General features: G+C 71.5%; 20 protein-coding genes. 13 read left to right on the top strand and 7 right to left on the bottom strand.

The window, feature by feature from the left end:
- Positions 1-41 precede the first annotated feature (41 nt).
- The 4 genes from AB0877_RS05305 (at position 42) to AB0877_RS05320 (ending at position 5,435) form a co-directional block, all read left to right on the top strand.
- A complete protein-coding gene (locus tag AB0877_RS05305; RefSeq protein WP_366606846.1) occupies positions 42-812 on the top strand; it encodes a DUF5995 family protein in 771 nt (256 codons plus the stop codon).
- A gap of 375 nt (positions 813-1,187) precedes the next feature.
- Positions 1,188-1,589 carry a hypothetical protein gene (locus AB0877_RS05310; protein ID WP_366606847.1) on the top strand — a complete coding sequence of 134 codons (402 nt, stop codon included), beginning with the start codon at positions 1,188-1,190 and terminating at the stop codon, positions 1,587-1,589.
- An 87-nt stretch (positions 1,590-1,676) separates the two neighbouring features.
- Entirely contained in the window at positions 1,677-3,773 is a 2,097-nt protein-coding gene (locus AB0877_RS05315) for an amino acid transporter (RefSeq protein WP_366606849.1), read from the top strand.
- A gap of 174 nt (positions 3,774-3,947) precedes the next feature.
- Positions 3,948-5,435 (top strand): hypothetical protein, encoded by a 1,488-nt coding sequence (locus AB0877_RS05320; RefSeq protein ID WP_366606851.1) that lies wholly within the window; start codon positions 3,948-3,950, stop codon positions 5,433-5,435.
- Between the two features lie 88 nt (positions 5,436-5,523).
- On the opposite strand, the gene AB0877_RS05325 is transcribed toward AB0877_RS05320, so the two are convergent.
- Positions 5,524-6,483 carry a TIGR03557 family F420-dependent LLM class oxidoreductase gene (locus AB0877_RS05325; RefSeq protein WP_366607108.1) on the bottom strand — a complete coding sequence of 320 codons (960 nt, stop codon included), beginning with the start codon at positions 6,481-6,483 and terminating at the stop codon, positions 5,524-5,526.
- A gap of 113 nt (positions 6,484-6,596) precedes the next feature.
- On the opposite strand from AB0877_RS05325, the gene AB0877_RS05330 reads away from it, so the two are divergent.
- Positions 6,597-6,851, top strand: coding sequence for a winged helix-turn-helix transcriptional regulator (locus AB0877_RS05330; RefSeq protein ID WP_366606852.1), 255 nt, complete (start codon positions 6,597-6,599; stop codon positions 6,849-6,851).
- Between the two features lie 79 nt (positions 6,852-6,930).
- On the opposite strand, the gene AB0877_RS05335 is transcribed toward AB0877_RS05330, so the two are convergent.
- A complete protein-coding gene (locus AB0877_RS05335; protein ID WP_357258834.1) occupies positions 6,931-7,137 on the bottom strand; it encodes a hypothetical protein in 207 nt (68 codons plus the stop codon).
- Positions 7,138-7,389: 252 nt separating this feature from the next.
- Between AB0877_RS05335 and AB0877_RS05340 the strand changes: the two genes are divergently transcribed.
- Entirely contained in the window at positions 7,390-8,217 is an 828-nt protein-coding gene (locus AB0877_RS05340) for a hypothetical protein (RefSeq protein ID WP_366606854.1), read from the top strand.
- Positions 8,218-8,232: 15 nt separating this feature from the next.
- Here AB0877_RS05340 and AB0877_RS05345 read toward each other — a convergent pair whose 3' ends face one another.
- The 3 genes from AB0877_RS05345 to AB0877_RS05355 form a co-directional block, all read right to left on the bottom strand.
- On the bottom strand, positions 8,233-9,441 hold the full coding sequence (locus AB0877_RS05345) for a low temperature requirement protein A (RefSeq protein WP_366606856.1): 1,209 nt from the start codon (positions 9,439-9,441) through the stop codon (positions 8,233-8,235).
- Positions 9,442-9,567: 126 nt separating this feature from the next.
- A complete protein-coding gene (locus AB0877_RS05350; protein WP_366606858.1) occupies positions 9,568-10,524 on the bottom strand; it encodes a 5'-3' exonuclease in 957 nt (318 codons plus the stop codon).
- A gap of 58 nt (positions 10,525-10,582) precedes the next feature.
- Entirely contained in the window at positions 10,583-11,071 is a 489-nt protein-coding gene (locus AB0877_RS05355; RefSeq protein WP_366606860.1) for a hypothetical protein, read from the bottom strand.
- A 44-nt stretch (positions 11,072-11,115) separates the two neighbouring features.
- Here AB0877_RS05355 and AB0877_RS05360 point away from each other — a divergent pair, with 44 nt between their 5' ends.
- The gene (locus AB0877_RS05360; RefSeq protein ID WP_366606861.1) at positions 11,116-12,003 is read left to right on the top strand and encodes a winged helix-turn-helix transcriptional regulator; all 888 of its coding nucleotides are present in this window, start codon (positions 11,116-11,118) and stop codon (positions 12,001-12,003) included.
- Between the two features lie 82 nt (positions 12,004-12,085).
- On the opposite strand, the gene AB0877_RS05365 is transcribed toward AB0877_RS05360, so the two are convergent.
- Positions 12,086-13,453, bottom strand: a complete 1,368-nt coding sequence (locus tag AB0877_RS05365) for a glycosyl hydrolase family 18 protein (RefSeq protein WP_366606863.1) — start codon at positions 13,451-13,453, stop codon at positions 12,086-12,088.
- A gap of 206 nt (positions 13,454-13,659) precedes the next feature.
- On the opposite strand from AB0877_RS05365, the gene AB0877_RS05370 reads away from it, so the two are divergent.
- The 3 genes from AB0877_RS05370 to AB0877_RS05380 all read left to right on the top strand — a co-directional run bounded on the left by AB0877_RS05370 (position 13,660) and on the right by AB0877_RS05380 (position 16,522).
- Positions 13,660-14,769: a Xaa-Pro peptidase family protein gene (locus AB0877_RS05370; protein ID WP_366606865.1), complete on the top strand. Its 1,110-nt coding sequence runs from the start codon at positions 13,660-13,662 to the stop codon at positions 14,767-14,769.
- Positions 14,766-15,908 carry an acyl-CoA dehydrogenase family protein gene (locus AB0877_RS05375; protein WP_366606867.1) on the top strand — a complete coding sequence of 381 codons (1,143 nt, stop codon included), beginning with the start codon at positions 14,766-14,768 and terminating at the stop codon, positions 15,906-15,908. Before AB0877_RS05370 ends, AB0877_RS05375 begins: the two co-directional genes overlap by 4 nt.
- A 107-nt stretch (positions 15,909-16,015) precedes the next feature.
- Positions 16,016-16,522, top strand: a complete 507-nt coding sequence (locus AB0877_RS05380; RefSeq protein WP_366606868.1) for an Lrp/AsnC family transcriptional regulator — start codon at positions 16,016-16,018, stop codon at positions 16,520-16,522.
- Here AB0877_RS05380 and AB0877_RS05385 read toward each other — a convergent pair.
- A complete protein-coding gene (locus AB0877_RS05385; protein ID WP_366606870.1) occupies positions 16,452-17,063 on the bottom strand; it encodes a histidine phosphatase family protein in 612 nt (203 codons plus the stop codon). The genes AB0877_RS05380 and AB0877_RS05385 overlap by 71 nt on opposite strands.
- Positions 17,064-17,219: 156 nt before the next feature.
- On the opposite strand from AB0877_RS05385, the gene AB0877_RS05390 reads away from it, so the two are divergent.
- From AB0877_RS05390 to AB0877_RS05400, 3 genes are all read left to right on the top strand, one after another.
- Positions 17,220-17,414 carry a CsbD family protein gene (locus tag AB0877_RS05390; protein ID WP_366606872.1) on the top strand — a complete coding sequence of 65 codons (195 nt, stop codon included), beginning with the start codon at positions 17,220-17,222 and terminating at the stop codon, positions 17,412-17,414.
- 622 nt (positions 17,415-18,036) lie between these two features.
- Entirely contained in the window at positions 18,037-18,747 is a 711-nt protein-coding gene (locus AB0877_RS05395; protein ID WP_366606873.1) for a polysaccharide deacetylase family protein, read from the top strand.
- A gap of 224 nt (positions 18,748-18,971) precedes the next feature.
- Positions 18,972-19,250 carry a hypothetical protein gene (locus AB0877_RS05400; RefSeq protein WP_366606875.1) on the top strand — a complete coding sequence of 93 codons (279 nt, stop codon included), beginning with the start codon at positions 18,972-18,974 and terminating at the stop codon, positions 19,248-19,250.
- Positions 19,251-19,273: the final 23 nt, after the last annotated feature.

A 19,273-nucleotide genomic window follows, 5' to 3' on the forward strand; every position in this document is an offset into this window, starting at 1 on the left:
ACGACGGCACGGGGGATGCCGCCGACCACAATGGAGGAGAAATGATCGAACCGGTCTGGGGCCCCGTGCACCGGGACATCGTCGACCTGCTGGCCGACCATCCCGCGGACGTGCCGGCCGTGGTCGATCATCTGACCAAGCTTCAGGACATGCTGGTCCGGTTGCCGCCGTTGGAGGCCAGCTGTCCGCTGGCCGACTTCAACAAGCTCTATCTGACGATCACCAGCAGCGTGCTGGACGGGCTGTACGACGACCGCTTCGTCGATCCGGTCTTCCTCTCCCGGCTCGACGTCGAGTTCGCCGCCCGGTACTTCGACGCGATGCGGCTGTGGACCGACTCCAGCCCCGGCACCCCGAGGGCGTGGTCGTGCCTCTTCGAGCGGATGCGGGGGCCGGATGCCCGTCCGCTGCCGTCGGCGGCGGCCGGGGTGAACGCGCACATCAACTTCGACCTGCCGTTCGCCCTGGTGACCACCTTCGATCACCTGGAGTCGGAGCCGGTCGACGGCAGCGACCAGCACCACGACTACCTCGAGATCAACAACATCTTCGCCGACAAGATCCCCGGCCTGCGCCGGGGCTACCTGGAGCGGTGGCAGCTGCTCATCGACATGCTCAACGGCGACATCGACGACTGGTACCAGGGGGAACTGGTCGAGTACACCCGGGATGTCGCCTGGCGTAACGCGCAGAAGATCTGGCGGTGCCGGCACGACCCGGACGCCCGCGAGTGTGAGCGCACACGGCTGGACGACAACGCCGCGGCGCTCGGCCGGTTGCTGCTGTCGCCCCTCGGGGCGTTCCTGCAGTAGCCGGGACGGGGGGCCTCCGCGCTCCGCCCCGTGGGGGGCGGCGGAGCGCGGAGGCGCGTCCCACCAGTTCCACCCCGTGTGGCCACCCGAGGTCGGGTCGGTCACCCAGGGGACAGCCGGTCGGCCTCGGGGGGTGTCGACCGTCTGCCGCCGTCGGCCGGCCCGGGGGGTGTCGGCCGGCGGTGGGGGAACGCCGGGTGGGAGTCCCGTCGACGGCCTGCGGATCCGGGGGTGTCGGCGGGCTCGGATCGGGTACGCCCGCGCCATGACCGTCCTGGCCCGGCGTCGGCCCGCCGCCCGCCCACGGCCCGCGCGGCCCGGCCCTCTGCGGCCGGGCGGCCCGGTGTCGAAACCCACCGCTCGGCCCGGCGCCCGGTGACCGGCGTCGCGGCCCGGTTTCCGTTCCGCTTCGATCCGGTGTTCCGCCCGGTGCTGGCGCTGCTCGGGGTCCGCCCGGCGACGGCCTGGGTCGCCGTCACCGAACGGGACCTGATGATCCGGTACGGGCCGTGGCGGCTGCGGACCGACCGGGGCAACATCACGGCGGTCGAGCTGAGCGGACCGTACCGCTGGTGGCGGGCGATCGGTCCGCACCTGTCGCTGGCCGACGGCGGCGCGACCTTCGGCAGCAGCGCGGCCGGCGGGATCTGCCTGCGCTTCGGGGTACCGGTGGCGGCGCTGCTGCCCGGGGGGCGGCCCCGGCACCCGGCGGCCACGGTCACCGTCGCCGACCCACCCGCGCTGGCCCGGCTGCTCGCCGTCGCGGACCTGTCCTGAGCAGGCCGAACAGGTCCCCGGTTCCGCCGATAGGGCGCCGGGGCACCGCCTACCGTCAGATCAGGACCTGTGAGGGTGGGACGGGCGATGGGTGACGAGCACCGGGCAAGACCACGGCGCTGGAGCGGGCGCCGCCACGCGCCGAGTGGGCCGGACCCGGCGCTGCGGGCGGCCCGCGATCCGGCCCGCCCCCGTCGGGGTGGTCGGCAGGGCGTCGTGGTGCCCGAACGCGTGGCCACGCCGGCCCGCTCGGCGCCGCCGGCCAGTCCGCTGCGCCGGTGGCTCTTTCAGCACCAGGTGCAGCCGCCGGGCCCCGAGGCGACCGAGGGGCAGAACCGTCGGCACGCCTGGTGGCAGGTGATGTGCCTGACCGGCGTGGACTACTTCTCCACGCTGTCGTACCTGCCGGGCATCGCGGCGGTGGCGGCCGGGGCGCTCTCCCCGCTGGCGACCTTGTTGATCGTCGCGCTCACCCTGTTCGGCATGTTGCCGATGTACCGGCGGGTGGCCCACGAGAGCCCGCACGGGCAGGGGTCGGTGGCGATGTTGGAGCGGTTGTTGCCGTTCTGGCGGGGCAAGATCTTCGTCCTCGTGCTGCTCGGCTTCGTGGCCACCTCCTGGATCATCACGATCACTCTCTCCTCGGCCGACGCCACCGTGCACCTGCTGGAGAACCCGTACCTGCCGGAGGTCCTGCACGGGTCCGTGGTGCCGGTCGTGGTGACGGTGGCGTTGCTGCTCATCCTCGGCGGGGTGTTCCTGCTCGGATTCCGCGAGGCGGTGGTGGTTGCCATCCCGCTGGTCGTGGTCTTCCTGGTGCTCAACGCGGTGATCGTCGTGGTCGCGGTGGGTCGGATCGTCGAGGACCCGGGCATCGTGTCGAACTGGACGGCCGCGCTGACCTCGACCGCTGGCGGGCCGGGCCAGGTGCTGCTCACCGCCGTGTTGGCATTCCCGCTGCTGGTGCTGGGGTTGTCCGGTTTCGAGACCGGGGTCAGCATGATGCCCCTGGTGTCGGCCGACGGCCCGGACAGGCAGGCCCGGCTCGCCGCCCGGATCCGCAACACGCGCCGGCTGCTCACCACCGCCGCGTTGATCATGTCGGTGTACCTGATCTCGACGACCTTCGTGACCACGGCGCTCATTCCGAAGGAGGAGTTCCAACCGGGCGGCGGCGCGAACGGGCGGGCGCTGGCGTTCCTGGCGCACGCCTACCTGGGGGAGGTGTTCGGCACCGTCTACGACGTGAGCAGCGTGCTCATCCTCTGGTTCGCCGGCGCCTCGGCGATGGCCGGGCTGATCAACATCGTGCCCCGCTACCTGCCGTCGTACGGCATGGCACCGGAGTGGGCGCGGGCGGTACGCCCCGTCGTGATCGTCTACACCGTCGTCAGCGTCGCCATCACGATCGCCTTCCGCGCCGACGTCAACGCCCAGGCCGGGGCGTACGCCACCGGGATTCTGGCCATGATGGTCTCCGGGGCGGTGGCGGTGACGATCTCGGCGGCCCGTCACCGCCGGCGTGGCGCCGCGATCGGCTTCACGGTGCTGACCCTGGTGCTGCTGTACGCGCTGCTGGAGAACGTCATCGAACAGCCGGACGGCATCACGATCTCCGCGCTGTTCATCCTCGGCATCATCGTGGTCTCGTTGGTTTCCCGGGTCACCCGGACCACCGAGCTGCGCGCCGAGCGGATCGAGTTCGACGAGGCGGCCCGTCGGTTCATCAGCGAGTCGCTGGCCCACGACGGGCAGCTGCACCTGATCGCGAACAAGCGGCAAAAGGGGTCGGTGAAGGAGTACACGCTCAAGGAGCGGGCGCAGCGTGGGATGAATCCGGTGCCCGGGGCCGCGGACGTGCTGTTCCTGGAGATCGATGTGGTCGATCCGTCGGAGTTCAGTCAGGTGTTGCGCGTACACGGGATCGAGGTGGGTGGCTTCCGGGTGCTGCGGGCCGACAGCCCGGCCGTGCCGAACGCGATCGCCGCGATCCTGCTGGCCCTGCGGGACGTCACCGGAGTCCGTCCGCATGCGCACTTCGAGTGGTCGGAGGGCAGCCCGATCGCGCACCTGGCGCGCTACCTCATCCTGGGCCGGGGGGACACCCCGCCGGTGGTGCGGGAGATCATCCGCCGGACCGAACAGGACCCGCTGCGTCGGCCCGGCATCCATGTCGGCGGGTGACCTCGATGCCGTTCTGACAGCTTTGAAGATGAAAGAGGGCACTATTCACGTTCACACCTTCCTGTCCGTATTGCGGACCTATCGTGACGTTTGGTAGCCGGCGAACTCGTCGAGCCCCCCGCGCCCGAATCGGCGCGCGGTCACGTCACGTACGCAGGAAGGTAGGCACCGTTGATGTCCACGTACCGAGAGGGAGACCGCGCGACTCGACCCAGACGGCGGTCCCGATGGTTCTTAGCCAGCGGTTTGCTGGCGGGGAGCTTGGTCGTGGGAGCGGCCGGAGCAACCGCCGCCGCCGACCGCGCCCTCGCCCTGCCCGGTCTGGCCCGACTGACCCCGGCAGCCGACGACGACCGGCGCGGCGGCGACCGCCCCGACCCCGACGCCGAGCGGGCCCGTCCCACCACCCCGGGCACCGGAAAGCGGGGCGTGGTGTCGGTGCCGTGCGACGCCGCGAAGCTGGTGGCGGCGCTGGTCACCGCCAACGCCGAGGGCGGCGGAGAACTCCGCCTCGCGCCCAAGTGCCGCTACACCCTCACCGAGGCGTTCCACGAGACCGACCAGTACGACGGCGGGATCCGTGACGCCCGGGAGGCCGCCGACGCCGCCGAGACACCCGGCGACGCCGAGGCGCCGCCGCACAACCCGGCCGACGACACCGCCGGCCTGCCGGTGATCTACCAGCCGATCACCGTCGACGGCGCGGGTGCCACCATCGCCCGCGCCGCCCAGGCCGCCTCGTTCCGCTTCTTCACCGTCCGCGACGGTGGCGAGCTGACCCTGCGCGACGTGGAACTGCACAACGGCCGCTCGGCCATCGAGGGCGGCAGCGTGCACGTGGTTCACGGCGCCACCGCCGTGGTGGAACGGGTCACCGTCACGCAGAGCACCTCGCTGTCGCCCGAGGGTGGCGGCGGCGGCATCTTCAACGACGGCAACATGGTGGTCACCGACTCCACGTTCGTCGGCAACAGCGCCTCCGGCGCCGCGGGCAAGGGCGGGGGCCTGCTCAACGGTGGCGTACTGACGCTGAAGCGCTCGGAATTCCACCGCAACAGCGCCAACGCCTACGGCGGCGGGCTGGGCAACTACCGTGGCGCCGCCGACGTGGAGAGCGTCTCCTTCACCCAGAACAGCGCCGCCCAGGGTGGCGGGCTGGCCAGCTTCTCGGCCCGGACGAAGGTCTCCGACACCGAGCTGCTGAACAACACCGCGCAGGTCGGCGGCGGTGCCGCCAACTCCGACGCGGTGCTGGTGATGAGCATGATGACCATCCGCGGCAACACGTCCACAGTCAACGGCGGCGGTGTCTCGACGGTGAAGGGCCTGACGCCGATCGACGACAGCGTGATCGACAGCAACACCACCCACGGACACGGAGCCGGCATCTACGCCGAGAAGGCGAACCTGCTGGTCCGCGGCAGTGACGTGACCCGCAACGAGGCTGTCGGCGCCGCGTCCCAGGGCGGGGGCATCTACGCCAGCGCGGGCTCGGTGGCGATCTACACCAGCAAGGTCACCCACAACGCGTCGACGGTGAAGCCCGGCGGCATCTTCGGTATGCACGCCCAGGTCAAGATCGACGACGAGAGCGTGGTGGTCGAGAACGAACCGACCAACTGCGAGGGCAGCCAGGTGCCGATCGCGCACTGCTTCCGCTGAACGTCGACCCGCGCGCCATCCCGAACGCGTTCATCCCGAGTGCTCCGCCCGTCCGGCGATCGTCCGGACGGGCGGAGCGCCGTCACGGTCAACCCATCGCGCGCAGGCGGCCGGAGAGGTCGCCGGCGAAGAAGTCGAGGAAGCCGTCCGGGTCGGGGCCGGCGTTCTGCAGGACGATGTGGTCGAAGCCGGCCTCGACGTACGACCGGACCTTGGCGACGTGGGGTTCCGGGTCCGGGCCGACGGCGAAGAGCTGCCGGATGTGCTTCTCCTCGACGTACGCGCTGGCCGCGGCGAAGTTGACCGGGTTCGGCAGTTCGCTCATCACCTTCCAACCGGTGACCATCCATCGGCTCGTCCGCAACACCGCCTGCACCGCCTGTTGCTCGTCGGTGGCCCAGGCCAGCGGCACCTCGGCGTAGCGCGGGCCCGAACCCTGGGCGCGTCGGTAGTGCTCGACGATCGACGCGTCCGGCTCGGTGGCGAACAGGCCGTCGCCCAACTCGGCGGCGAGCCGCGCCGACGCCTCACCGCTGGCCGCCACCGCGATCACGGGCAGGGTGTCCGGCAGGTCGAAGACGCGGGCGTCCTCCAGGTGCAGGTGCCGGCCCTCGTACGACTGGTAGCCGCCCTGCCAGAGCAGTCGGATGATCTCCAACGCCTCGCGTAGTCGCTCGTGTCGCCCCCGAACGCTGGGGAATCCCTGCCCGACCACGTGCTCGTTGAGCCGCTCTCCGGCCCCGACTCCGAGGGTGAACCGGCCGTCGGAGATCAGGGCCATGGTCGCTGCGGCCTGCGCGATGATCGCCGGGTGGTAGCGGACGGTCGGACAGGTGACCCCGGTGGCCAGGCGCAGGCTGCTGGTTCTGGCCGCGATGGCGCCGAGCACGCTCCAGGTGAAGGACGAGTGCCCCTGCGCGTCCAGCCACGGGTGGAAGTGGTCGCTCATCTCGACGAAGTCGAAGCCGGCCCGTTCGGCGAGAACGGCCTGGCGGATGATCTCCTGCGGGCCGTACCCCTCCGCGGCCAGCTTGTAGCCGATCTGCATGCCCACTCCCGCTCCCGTGCCGCTGACTGAGGCATCGGCGGTTCCCGGCCCCGGCCCGGACAAACGCCGCCCGACCGCAAACCAGCCTCCTAGGATGCCTTAGGCGGTGTGCGGTGGGTGACCGAGAGCGCCAGGCGGCGACGCATCAGGTCGAAGTTCCGGGGATCACCGAGAAGGTGCTGGCCTCCCATCTACGGGAGATGGAGGCGGACGGCGTCGTGCGCCGCGTCTCCTACGACGAGGTGCCGCCCCGCGTCAAGTACTCGTTGACCGAGGACGGCACGCGCCTCAACGGCGCCCTGGCGCCGCTGGCAGCCTGGGGACGCGACCGGTCGACGGTCCGACGGTTGGGGGAGGAGACGACTTAGTCGTCCCGCGCGATCTCGCCGAAACCGCGTCCGGCCCGTGCCCCCACTGCGGGGGCACGGGCCGGGGTGCGTCAGTGGTCTACTTGGAAGGCTCGGGCAGCTTGCAGTCGACCTTCGGGTTGGCGCCGATGTAGTTCAACGGCCCGGCCACGATGGTGACCAGGATGGTGCCGGCCTCGGCGCAGTTGGTGTCGTCGCCGCTGTAGTAACCGCGCTGGCCACCGGCGATGGCGCCGATCACCAACCAGATCACGACGATGACTCCGAGAATCGAGCTGCCGCGCATCGCTGCCTCCTGAGGTATGTGGTGGATCTGAGGTGCAGCCGTTGTACCCAATCGGGTCGCGCGGCTAACGGTTGCGTGCTACGACCCCCGCCGGATCCCCCATCCGGCCGATGCCGTCCGCCGTTGTGTACCGCCCGGGCATCCGCCGCCCGCACCGGGTGGCACCTGTCGGCTATCGGATCGCCGACCGACCTCGCCGTCATCCGGGTGAGTGGACGTAGAACTGCCTCACGGCCCCGCCGAGGAGGACTGATGGACGCCCCGACACCGCCCCTCTACATCGACCGCACCGAGGACGTCGCGGTCGCGGCCCGCGCGCTTGCCGGCGGCGCGGTCGTCGCGGCGGCGTTCGCCAACTTCTACGGCATCGTGGCGCGCCCCGACGCGGCCACGGTGCGCCGGGTCAACCTGGCCAAGGGTCGACCGGTGCACCAGGTCGGCAGCATCACCACGGCGATCGGCCGGATCCCCGGGATGTTCGACTGGACGCGGATCTCGCCGCGGTTGCCGGTCGGTCGGGTGCGGGCGCTGATGGACGCTCTCTACGGTGCCGGGCCGTTCGGTTTCCGTGGGCCGGCCGCCGACCGGCTTCCCGACCACCTCACCCAGGTCGACCAGGGGATGCGGACCACCCAGGTGATCGCACCCGGGCTGACCTGCCCGTCCAACGCCTTCTTCGAGCGGGCGCTCGCCGAGACGGCAACGGATCACCTCTACATCACCTCGGCGAACCGCTCCCGGCATCTCACCGGGGCGGGGGAGGAACCGGCGCACTGGAAGGCGGGCGCCCTCGCCGCCGACTTCGCCCACCTCGACGATCTGGTGGTGCTGCTCCACCGGGACGAGGCAGCGGCGCGGGCCGCCTACCCGGGCTACCTCACCACCTCGGTCACCCTGCTCTCGTTCCACGCGCCGGAGGGTGACCTCGAAGAACCGCCGGTGCTGACCGTCGACCGGCACGGATCGCTGCACCTGGACGATGTCCGCCGCGCCGCCGCGCCGCTCGGCCTGCAGGTGCGCCTGGCCGGGTGCGCCCGGGAACGACTGCGGGTCCGGGGGTACGCCGGGGCCCTGGTGTAGTAGCTGGTGGGCGGTTCAGTGCGGCGGTGACGGGGCCTCCGGCGGCTTGCCGCGGCTACGCCGGAAATCCGCGTAGGCCACGCCGGTCAGCACCAGCAGGCCGCCGAGGGACGCGAAGAGCGGCGGCAGGTACAGCAGGGCGGGGGCGACGGTCAGCAGCGCCAGCACCCCACCGGGCCGGGACCACGACACCCGGCTGAACACCTCGTACTCGAACGAGGCCCGGCCGGCCAGGAACAGCGCCGGACCGCCGAGGATCACCGCCAGCCAGGCCGGCGGGGTCCGCCCGGTCGGCTCGTGCAGCACCAGGTGGAAGCCGGCCGCCGTGGTGACCACGCCGGCGATCATCAGCAGATGGGTGTACGGCGCGCTGAAGAGGAACTTGCTGGGCGACTCGGCCGCCTGGATGGCGGTCGGCAGCAGCTCGCCGGACTTGTGCACGTAGATCCGCCAGAGCAGCAGCGTGGTCAGGAAGGCCACCGCGAACGCCCCGATGTTCTCGGCCTCGTTGTGCTCCATGCTGAACATGGTGCCGATCGTCAGGATGGCGTCGCCGAGCGCGATGATGAAGAACTGCTGGTAGCGCTCGGAGAGATGCTCCGCGGTGACGTTGCGTTGCTTCTCCGGCACCACCCCGAGCCCCGGCACCGGGTACGCGAGGCGGAAGCCGAGGTAGTCGATGGCGAGGGCGACGGCCCAGCAGATGATCCGGGCGTCCCCGCTGACGAACGCGCCGATGAGCCAGGGGATCGCCGACACGGCGAACCAGAGGAAGATGCGGGCGGCCCGACGCTGGGTCTGCGGTTCGCGGCGTACCGCCGGCATCAGGAACAGGCCACGTCCCAGGTGGATCGCCACGTAGGTGCCGGCGAAGACGAGCCCCCGATGGTTGAACGCCTCCGGGATCGCCGTGGTCATCAGCAGCGCGCCGAACATCACGGCGCTGATCAGCAGCTTGATCTCGGTGCGTTCCGGGTTGTAGAGGTCGGTGACAAGCGTGGTGATCGTCCAGGTCCACCAGACGGCGGCCAGCATGATCAGTGCCTCGCCGGCCCGGTGCCAGTCGAGTCGTTCGGCCAGTCCTCGCGAGATGAGCGCCAGCGCGACCACGTACACCAGGTCGAAGAAGAGTTCGAGGAGGGTCACCCGGCGCGGGGCCTCCGGGTCGCGCACCGGCGGACCGCTGGCCCGGGGCGATCCGGGCTCCGGTGCGGCGAGGTGCACGGGACACTCCTGCGGAACCGCTCGACGTCATGGACCTGTCCGGTCCACCCTCACCGACGGTAACGAGCGGGGAGCGCGGGAACCCGCGTTCCCCCGCTCGTTACCCAACCGGGTCGTGTCGGGCGCTCACCCCGCCTGCGGGGATGTCGACGGCTTCCCGTCGCCGCGCGGCGCGGCGAGGGCGTCGACCAGGCGGCGGGCCGAGCCGGCCAGGTTCCAGCGTTGGGCGAGCTCGAGCAGCCGGTCCGGGTCGGCCGGCGCGCTCGGCAGCGCGGTGGGCAGCTCCGGCAGGGGCACGTCCAGGGCGACCCGGACCACCGTCGGCGCGACGCCCAGGTAGTCGCGGGCCGCGACCAGTTTGGCGCGCAGGCCCGGTGCGAAGGACGAGTCGGAGTCGTCGAGCGCGGCCAGGATGCCGTCGATGCTGCCGTACCGCTCGATCAGCCGGGCGGCGGTCTTGTCGCCGACGCCGGCCACCCCGGGCAACCCGTCACTCGGGTCGCCGCGCAGCGCGGCGAAGTCGGCGTAACGGTCGGCGGGCACGCCGTAGCGGGCCCGCACTGCGGCGTCGTCGCAGTCGTCGAGCTTGGCGACGCCGCGCCCGACGTAGAGCAGTCGGACCCCTCGGGCGTCGTCGACGAGTTGAAACAGGTCGCGGTCGCCGGAGACCACCTCGATCGGGCCGGGCTGGGTCACCGAGAGGGTGCCGAGCACGTCGTCCGCCTCGTAGCCGCTCGCGCCGACCGCGGTGATGCCCACCGCGGTCAGCACCTCCAGGATCATCGGCACCTGCGGGGAGAGGGTGTCCGGAACGATCTCGCCGCCCTGCGGGGCGACCCGGTGCGCCTTGTACGACGGCAGCAGGTCGACCCGCCAGGCCGGGCGCCAGTCGTAGTCCAGTGCGCAGATCATCCGGTCGGCGCCCCGCACCCGGATCAGGGTGGCGAGCATGTCGAGGAAGCCGCGTACCGCGTTGACCGGGGTGCCGTCCTCGGCCCTGGCGGCGGACTCCGGGATGCCGAAGTAGGCCCGGAAGTAGAGGCTGGCTGAGTCGATCAGCAGGATCGGGGGTCGGTGTGCCACGCCGGACAGCCTGGCACAACCGTCCGACGATCTGGGGTACGCCCGGCCGCTGGTGGTGTCAGCGTCGCTCGTCGGGTTGGTAGACGATGTCCCGCCGGGCCAGGTGCTGCACGACGTAGCTGGTCACCAGCAGCAGGATCGCGACCACCACCTCGACCCAGGCCGCGATGCCGTCGGCGACGGTGACGCCGATGATGAGCAGGACCAGGCCGACGAGTGCGAGGACTCCGGCCCACAGTTGGCGGCGTCGGCGGGTCGCCGCCTGGCTCGTCTGGTTCCCTGCCACGTCGTTCCTCCCGGTCAGGTCGCCCGCGCGGGCGCCCGGTCCCAGGCTAGGACCGCGGGGAGGCACCGGGCCGGAAAACGGCGGTGCGGGCTGGTACGCGGAGGTGTCCAGGACGGTGAGCGCGGTCAGCGGCAGGGCAACCGCGCCGACCGCCGACCCGACCATGCTGGTCGTGCCGGCGGTCTCCCAGCGCCAGAACGTGCCGGCCGTTCGTCGACGTGCATGTCGCCGTCCCCCGTTCGCCGAGCCGACACGTTCCAATCTGGAACGGACTATAGTCGGATCGGAAGCGACGGAGGTAGCGGGTGCGGCGAGAAGATCTTGCCGATGCGGACTGCGGCATCGCGCAGGCGCTCGGCGTACTGGGGGACTGGTGGACGTTCCTCATCGTGCGCGACGTCGCCGGCGGGACGACCCGGTTCGACGCGCTGCAACGGGAGCTGGGCGTCAGCCGACGGGCGCTGACCGAGCGCCTCGGCGCGCTGGTCCAGCACGGCGTGTTGGAGCGCCGGCCGTACTCACGACACCCACCGCGCTACGACTATGTGCTCACCGCGAGGGGTGAGGGGCTGTTGCCGGTGCTCATCGCGCTGCAGGACTGGGGAACGAGGCACCTGATGGGTGACGGTGACGTGACCGCCACGGCCGACGCCGACTCAGCCGAGGCCCGCCGGGTGCGCGACCTGGTGGGTCGACGGTTGCCCGAGGTCGTCCTGCCCGCCGCCGACGGGCACCCGGTGGCGGTGGACGCGACGCAGGGGTGGACGGTCCTCTACCTGTTCCCAGGGGCGTACGTGCCGGGGACACAGGGCCATCCGCCCGGTTGGGCGGAGATTCCCGGCGCCCGGGGTTGCACACTGGAGTCGACCACGTACGCCCGGCGTCATGCGGACTTCGCGAGCGCTGGTGTCCGGGTGTACGGGGTCAGCACTCAGCGGCCCGACCAGCTCGCCGACTTCGCCGCGTACGCCGAACTGCCGTTTCCGTTGCTGTCCGACCAGGACGGTCGGCTGGGAGCGGGGCTGCTGCTGCCGGTGTTCCGTGCGGGCGGGGTGACCCGGTTCAAGCGGCTGACCCTGCTGGTCGACCCGACGGCGGTGGTGCGGGCGGTGCAGTTCCCGGTCAGCGACCCGGCCGGCTCGGTGCAGGAGATGCTCACCCTGGTCGCTGAGCACGCCGGGGCCCCCGGCTGACGCCAACGCGTCGACCGGGGGCCCTACGAGCCAGGCTGGTCCGTGGTCCCTACCGGGACCCGGGGAGCCTCTGCGGGCGGCGTCAGGCCGGGAGCGTCCAGCGCTGGTTGGCGCCGGCGAAGCAGTCCCAGATCTGCAGCCGGGCGCCGTCGGCGGAGGTGTTGTCGGTGACGTCGAGGCACTTGTTCGACTGCGGGTTGCGCAGCGTCCCGTTGGACTGCGCCTGCCAGACCTGGGCGCCGCTGCCGTTGCAGTCCCAGAGCTGGACCTTCGCGCCGTTGGCGGTGGATCCGCTGGTGATGTCGGCGCACTTGCCGAGGGCGCGCAGCGTGCTGTCGCTGCCCACCGTCCAGGTCTGGGCGTTGGTGCCGTTGCAGGTCCAGATCTGGATGGCGGCGCCGTTGGCGGTGCTGGCCGAGGCCACGTCGACGCACTTGCCGCCGATGCCGGTGATCCGGCCGGTACGACCGGTCGGCGGCGGGGTGGTGCCGCCGATGATGGTGTCGTACATCGCGCTGAGCAGCGAGGTGGAGCCGGTGGTGTCCTGGGTCAGCTCCCAGTTCATCACGCCGCCGGCGTTGGCCAGCGCCCACTGCGTCTTGCGCTTGACCGTCGGGATGCCGTTCCAGCACTGCTGCGCGCCGCCGATGGTGGCGCAGTCCCGGTTGGCGTTGGCCGGGTCCATGCCCACCAGCGCGGAGTAGGTGTAGTAGCCGGGGCGGCTGTAGAAGGGGATGCCGAGGACGGCCTTGCTGGCCGGCAGGCCGCGGGCCTTCCACCCGTTGATGCTGTTGATCGACCAGTCGTAGCCGGCGTGCGGGTTGCCGCCGTCGTACGCCATGATGTTGAGCCAGTCGACCTGGTTGAACACGGCGGGCTGGACACCGTCGAGGTAGTAGCCCTCGGAGACCACGGCGGCGGTGAGTAGCTTGCCGCGGCTGCGCAGCGCGCTACCGAGCTGCGTCATCAGCGTGGTGTAGTTGTTGGCCGAGGCGCCCGGGTCGGGGTACTCCCAGTCCATGTCGACGCCGTCGAGGTTGTACTGGTTGACGAAGTTGACCAGGTTGTTGACGAAGTTCGTCCGGCTGGTGGCGTTGGCCGCGAGGGCCTCGAAGGCCGAGTCGTTGCCGTCGTTCCAGCCGCCGACCGCGATCGAGACCTTGACGTTGTTGGCGTGCCCCTGCGACACCAGGGAGGAGAGCCGCGCCCCGTCGACGCCCTGGAGGCTGCCGTTGCTGTTGGGCAGGATGAACGCGTAGTTGATGTGGGTCAGCTTGTTGTACTGGATGGCGTTGATGTTGCCCGTCCAGGAGGGCATGTAGCCGACGCTCTTGAAGTTGTTCGGCAGCACCACGGCCTGCGCGGCGGTGGGAGTGACCGTGAGGGTGGCGCCGGCGGTGGCCAGCGCGAGGAGGCCGGCGGCGAGGGCGCGGCGCAGTGGTGAGGACATCGGGGGCCTTCCCGTGGGCGGGGATGACGACGGCACCGCCCGCGCGGGGTTGGCGCGGGCGGGCTGTGCGGGGGACGCAGGGACGGGTGGGCCTCGAGGCAGCCAAATCTTAAAGAGTGTTAACTGTCCGAGTCAATCAACACTGATGGATTTCCGGTCATCCGGTGCCAATAGGGGTTTGCCCAAACGACCGTTAAGCTGGCGGGGTGGGAATCGACGAGCTGTATCCGCCGGATCGGTTGATCGCCGCGCAGCGGGCGACGGCCGCCGCCGGTCTGGACGCGCTGCTGCTCACACCCGGCTCCGACCTGCGGTATCTGACCGGGTACGACGCCCACGCGGGGGAGCGGCTGACCTGCCTGGTGCTGCCCGCCGACGGTGAGCCGACGCTGATCGTGCCGAGGCTGGAACGTCCCGCGGCGGAGGCCGCCCCGAACACCGGCGTCCGCATCGTCGACCACGTCGACGGCACCGACCCGTACCCCCTGGTCGTCGCCGCCCTCGACGGCCCGGTCGCGGCGGTCGGGCTGGCCGACCGGATGTGGGCCGAGCAGGTCCTCGGCCTGCGCGCGGCGCTGCCCGACGCCGCGCAACGGCTCGCCGGGGAGGTCCTGCGCGAGTTGCGGATCCGCAAGTCCCCGGCGGAGGTCGCGGCCCTCGCCGAGGCCGGCGCGGCGATCGACGAGGTGCACCTGCGGATGGGCGAGTGGCTGCGTCCCGGTCGCACCGAGGCCGAGGTCGCCACCGACATCGCCGCGGCGATCCGCGCCGCCGGACACGTCACTGTCGACTTCGTCATCGTGGCGGCCGGGCCCAACGGGGCCAGCCCGCACCACGGCACCTCCGACCGGCCGATCGGCGTCGGCGAGCCGGTGGTGGTCGACATCGGCGGCACGATGGCGTCGGGCTACCGCTCGGACTGCACCCGCACCTACCTGGCGGGCGGGTCGGCGCCGGCCGACTTCCTGGACTACTACGCCGTGCTGCGCGACGCCCAACGCGCCGCGGTCGAGGCGGTGCGGCCCGGGATCACCGCCGCGGCGGCCGACGCCGAGGCCCGCGCGCCGATCGCCGCCGCCGGCTACGGTCCCGCGTTCCTGCACCGCACCGGCCACGGCATCGGTCTGGACGGGCACGAGGAGCCGTATCTGGTGGCCGGCAACGACCGACCCCTCGACGCCGGCATGGCGTTCTCCATCGAACCGGGCATCTACCTGGCGGGCCGGCACGGCGCCCGCATCGAGGACATCGTCGTCTGCACAACGGACGGCGTGCAACGGCTCAACACCACCCCCACGGAGCTCATCGCGCTATGACTGTCGACCGGATCCTCCCCACCGACGAGGCCCACGACCTGCTGGGTCTCGCCACCGAGCTCGCCGACGGCGAGCTCGCGCCGAAGGCCGCGGCCTTCGAGGAACGCGCCGAGTTCCCCCGCGAGGTGCTGCGCACGTTGGGCCGCGCCGGCCTGCTCGGCCTGCCCTACCCCGAGGAGTACGGCGGCGCGGCACAGCCGTACGAGGTGTACCTGCAGGTGCTGGAGATCCTGGCCAGCCGCTGGCTCGCTGTCGCCGAGGCGGTCAGCGTGCACACCCTGTCCTGCTACCCGGTGGCGGCATTCGGCAGCGACGAGCAGCGCAAGCTGCTGCCGGACATGATCGGCGGCGAGTTGCTGGGCGCGTACTGCCTCTCCGAGCCGCAGGGTGGCTCGGACGCGGCGGCGCTGACCACCCGGGCGGATCGCGACGGCGACGCGTACCTGATCTCGGGAACCAAGGCGTGGATCACCCACGCCCACACCGCCGACTTCTACAACGTCTTCTGCCGCACCGGCGGACCCGGCCCGAAGGGGATCTCCTGTCTGCTCACCGACGCGGGCACGGCCGGCATCACCCCGCAGGCTGCCGAGCGGACGATGGGGCTGCGCGCCTCCCCGGTCGCGCAGATCGCCTTCGACGAGGCCCGGGTGCCGGCCGACCGGTTGGTCGGCGGCGAGGGGATGGGCTTCACCATCGCGATGTCCGCGCTGGACTCCGGCCGGCTGGGCATCGCCGCGTGCGCGGTCGGGCTCGCCCAGGCCGCCCTGGACTACGCGGTCTCCTACGCCCGGGAGCGGCAGCAGTTCGGGCGTTCCATCATCGACTTCCAGGGGCTGGGCTTCCTCCTCGCCGACGCGGCCACCCAGATCTCCGCGGCCCGCGCGCTGACCCTGGCGGCGGCCCGGCTGCGCGACGCCGGCCGTCCGTACGCCATCGAGGCGGCCAAGGCGAAGCTGTTCGCCACCGACATGGCGATGCGGGTGACCACCGACGCGGTGCAGGTGCTCGGCGGCGCGGGTTACGTGGCCGACCACCCCGTGGAGCGGTACATGCGGGAGGCGAAGGTGTTGCAGATCGTAGAGGGCACCAATCAGATCCAGCGGATGGTGATCTCCCGGGCGCTGGCCAGGGGCTGACAACGGTACGTGGTGGTCAGGCTGCGGTGGGTGCGTGACGGCCCACCGCGGTCCGCCACTCGGTTACCTCGTCGCCGTGCGACGGTTTTCCCGGTAGGTTGCACGCCGTGGAGGAGATCGACCGCGCTATCGTCGCCGCGCTGACCGCAGACGGCCGTCTGTCGTACACCGACCTGGCCGAGCGGGTGGGGCTGTCGGTGTCCGCCGTGCACCAGCGGGTCCGTCGGCTGGAGCAGCGCGGGGTGATCAAGGGGTACGCCGCCCGGGTGTCGTTCGAGGCGCTGGACCTGCCGCTCACCGCGTTCGTGGCGATCCGGCCGTTCGATCCGTCGCAGCCGGACGACGCCCCGGAGCGGCTGGCCCACCTGCCGGAGATCGACTCCTGCTACTCGGTGGCGGGGGAGGACTTCTACCTGCTGCTGGTGCGGGTGGCCGGCCCCACCGACCTGGAGCGGGTGCTCCAGGAGATCCGCACCTCGGCGAACGTCACGACCCGGACGACAGTGGTGTTGTCCACGCCGTACGAGAACCGGCCGCCGAAGATCAGCCCTGCGGCACCGAGTCGGTCGCGGTCCCGGGCGCCGGAGGAGCCGGCTGGTTCCACCGCAGGATGACCTGCCGGCCGTGTTCGTGACCGAGCGCGCTGACAGTGGCGGTGTCCAGGCGTAACCGTCCACCGGCGGACGGGGGCAGGCCGATCCAACGGGCACCGAGCACCCGCAGGCTGTGCGCGTGCCCGACCAACGCCACGGTGCCCCGGTCGAGCAGCGGGGTGACGCGGGCCAGCACCCGGTCGAGCCGTTCACCCACCTCCGCGGGGGACTCCCCGCCGGGGCAGCCGTCGGTCCAGATGTTCCAGTGCGGATCGTCGTCGTGGATGTCGACTGTGGTGCGGCCCTCGTACTCGCCGTAGTTCCACTCACTGAGGTTCTCGTCGACGGCGTCGACGGTGAGCCCGGCCAGTTGCGCGGTGCGCAGCGCCCGGGAGCGGGGGCTGGTCAGCACGGTGACGAAGCGCCGTCCGGCCAGGAACGCGGCCAGGGTGCGGGCCTGTCGCTCGCCGTCGGGGGTCAGCTCCAGGTCGGTGTACGAGGTGTGCCGCAGGCTGGCGCTCCAGGTGGTCTCGCCGTGCCGGATCAGCAGGAGCTCTCCCATGCGGTCAGTTAACCATCGAGGGTCGGTGCCGACAGCCGACCTCCCACTACCTATCTTCCTAGGATGCCTCAGAGGGTGTGCCGACCGGCACTGCCGGTTTCGGCACCCGGAGACCGGGCAACCGAGCCAGGACAACCGCCAGACCGAGGAGACGCGATGAGCTTCACCGAGAAGGCAAAGAACAAGGTTGAGCAGATGGCCGGCGCAGCGAGGGAGCGCGTCGGCGACATGACCGACAATGAGCGGATGCGTGGCGAGGGCGCCAGCCAGCAGAGCGACGCGCGCGCCAAGCAGGCCGGTCAGAACATGAAGGACGCCGGTCGCAACGTGAAGGACTCCTTCACGAAGTGACCTGAGCGGTCCACGGGTCCCCGGGCGCACCGCCGCCCGGGGACCCGTCGCGCTGCGGCCCCCAGTCACACGTCGACCCAAACCGCAGAGCTGTTCACCCCGCCCCGCCCCGCCCCGCTCCGCCCCGCCCCGCTCCGCTCCGCTCCGTCGATCATGGAGTTGCGGCGGGGGACCAAACGCCCCTGACTGCCCAAACCCGGCGCCACAACCCCATGACCGACACTCTCGCCACCCCTGGTCTCGCCGATCTTGCACTTTCTGTTGCGGCATTCAGGACATCCCGCCCAATCCGACGACCGTAAGTGCAAGATCGGCGAGGCAGGGGGCGCGGCGAGATGCGGGGGTGGCGAGACGCGGGGTGCGGGCGGGGCAGTGAGGGGCGCTCGCGTTTGGGATGATCGGCGGCGTGATTCGGGGTCGGCTTCGTCCGTTGTGGTGTGGCGTACTCGCGGCGGTGGCTGTTGTCGGAGGTGCCGCGTGCACGGCGTCCCGGGTGCCGCCGCCGGACCGGCCCGTCTTCGTCGGGTCGTCGGCCTCGTCGACCCCGGCCGGTGCGCCGTCGGCCCCCGCCTCTCCGGCGGTGCCGTCGACGGGTGCTACTCCAGGGGTATCGTCGCCGCCGGTGGTTGGCACGGTGCCGGGCGCGACGCCCATCGGGACCAGGGCGCCGGTGGTGGATCATGGGCCGCGCACCGGCGCCAAGGTCGCGCTGACCTTCGACGCGGACATGACCGACGGGATGTTGGCCAGCCTGCGTGCTGGCCGGGTGAAGTCGTACGCGAACCTGCGCATCCTCGACCTGCTGGAGCGGGAGCAGGTGCCGGCGACGTTCTTCCTGACCGGCAAGTGGGTGCAGCGGTATCCGGACGTGACCCGGCGGATCGCCGGTAACCCGCGCTTCGAGTTGGCGAACCACACCTATGGGCACGCGGCGTTCACCGGGGACTGTTACGACCTGCCCCGGTTGCCGGTCGACGAGCTGGTCGGCGATGTGGCGAGGACGTTCGAGGTGATTGCGCCCTACGGCGGTCGGCAGACCCGGTACTTCCGGTTTCCCGGGTTGTGTCACGACGCGGCGGCGTTGGACGCGTTGGCGCCGCTGGGCGTGACGGTGGTCGACGGGGACGTGGTCAGCGGCGATCCGTTCGCGACGGCGTGGAAGCCGTTGGTACGCGCGGTGTTGGACCACGTTCGCCCCGGGTCGGTGGTGATCATGCATGTGACCGAGGCGAACGCGGCGATGACGGACGAGGCGTTGCCGCACATCCTGGCCGGGTTGCGGGAGCGGGGGCTGGTGCCGGCGCCGTTGTCCGAGGTGCTGACCGGCGGCTGACCGAGTGCCGCGGGTGTCACGCGCGTCGCGGTCGGCCGGTGTACCGCCATCGTCGCGAGTGCCCGGTGGGCTTTTTTCGGCGCGCACCGCGCGGAGGGCCTGTCACGGTTGTGGTCACCCCGGACATGGACTGGACGTGAGCTCAGGGACAGAGCATGACGAGGACCGCTTCCGGCGGGTCTACGCCGAGGACTTCGAGTCGTTGTTGGCGTACGCGCTGCGTCGTGTCGCGCATCCGGAGGACGCGGCTGACGTCGTCGCGGAGGCCTTCCTGGTGGCGTCGCCGGTGCGGGTGGATCGCGGAGTGGCAGCGGGCACGGGCGAGCGGGGATGGGGCGGCGGCGCGGCGGGCCGAGGACGCGCTGCGGAGCAGCCACGGGTGGCGGGTGCTGCGGGACCTGGATCGGGCTGGCGACTGGTCGGAGGTGTTCTGGGAGTACGCCGACGAGGTCGCGGCGGGGACGGTGCGTGCCGGGTACGTGCCGGCGCTGGGCTGCCGGTGACGGGCCACGGCGACACCCCGGAA

The organism is Micromonospora sp. NPDC047644 (assembly GCF_040704315.1).
Classification (GTDB): domain Bacteria; phylum Actinomycetota; class Actinomycetes; order Mycobacteriales; family Micromonosporaceae; genus Micromonospora.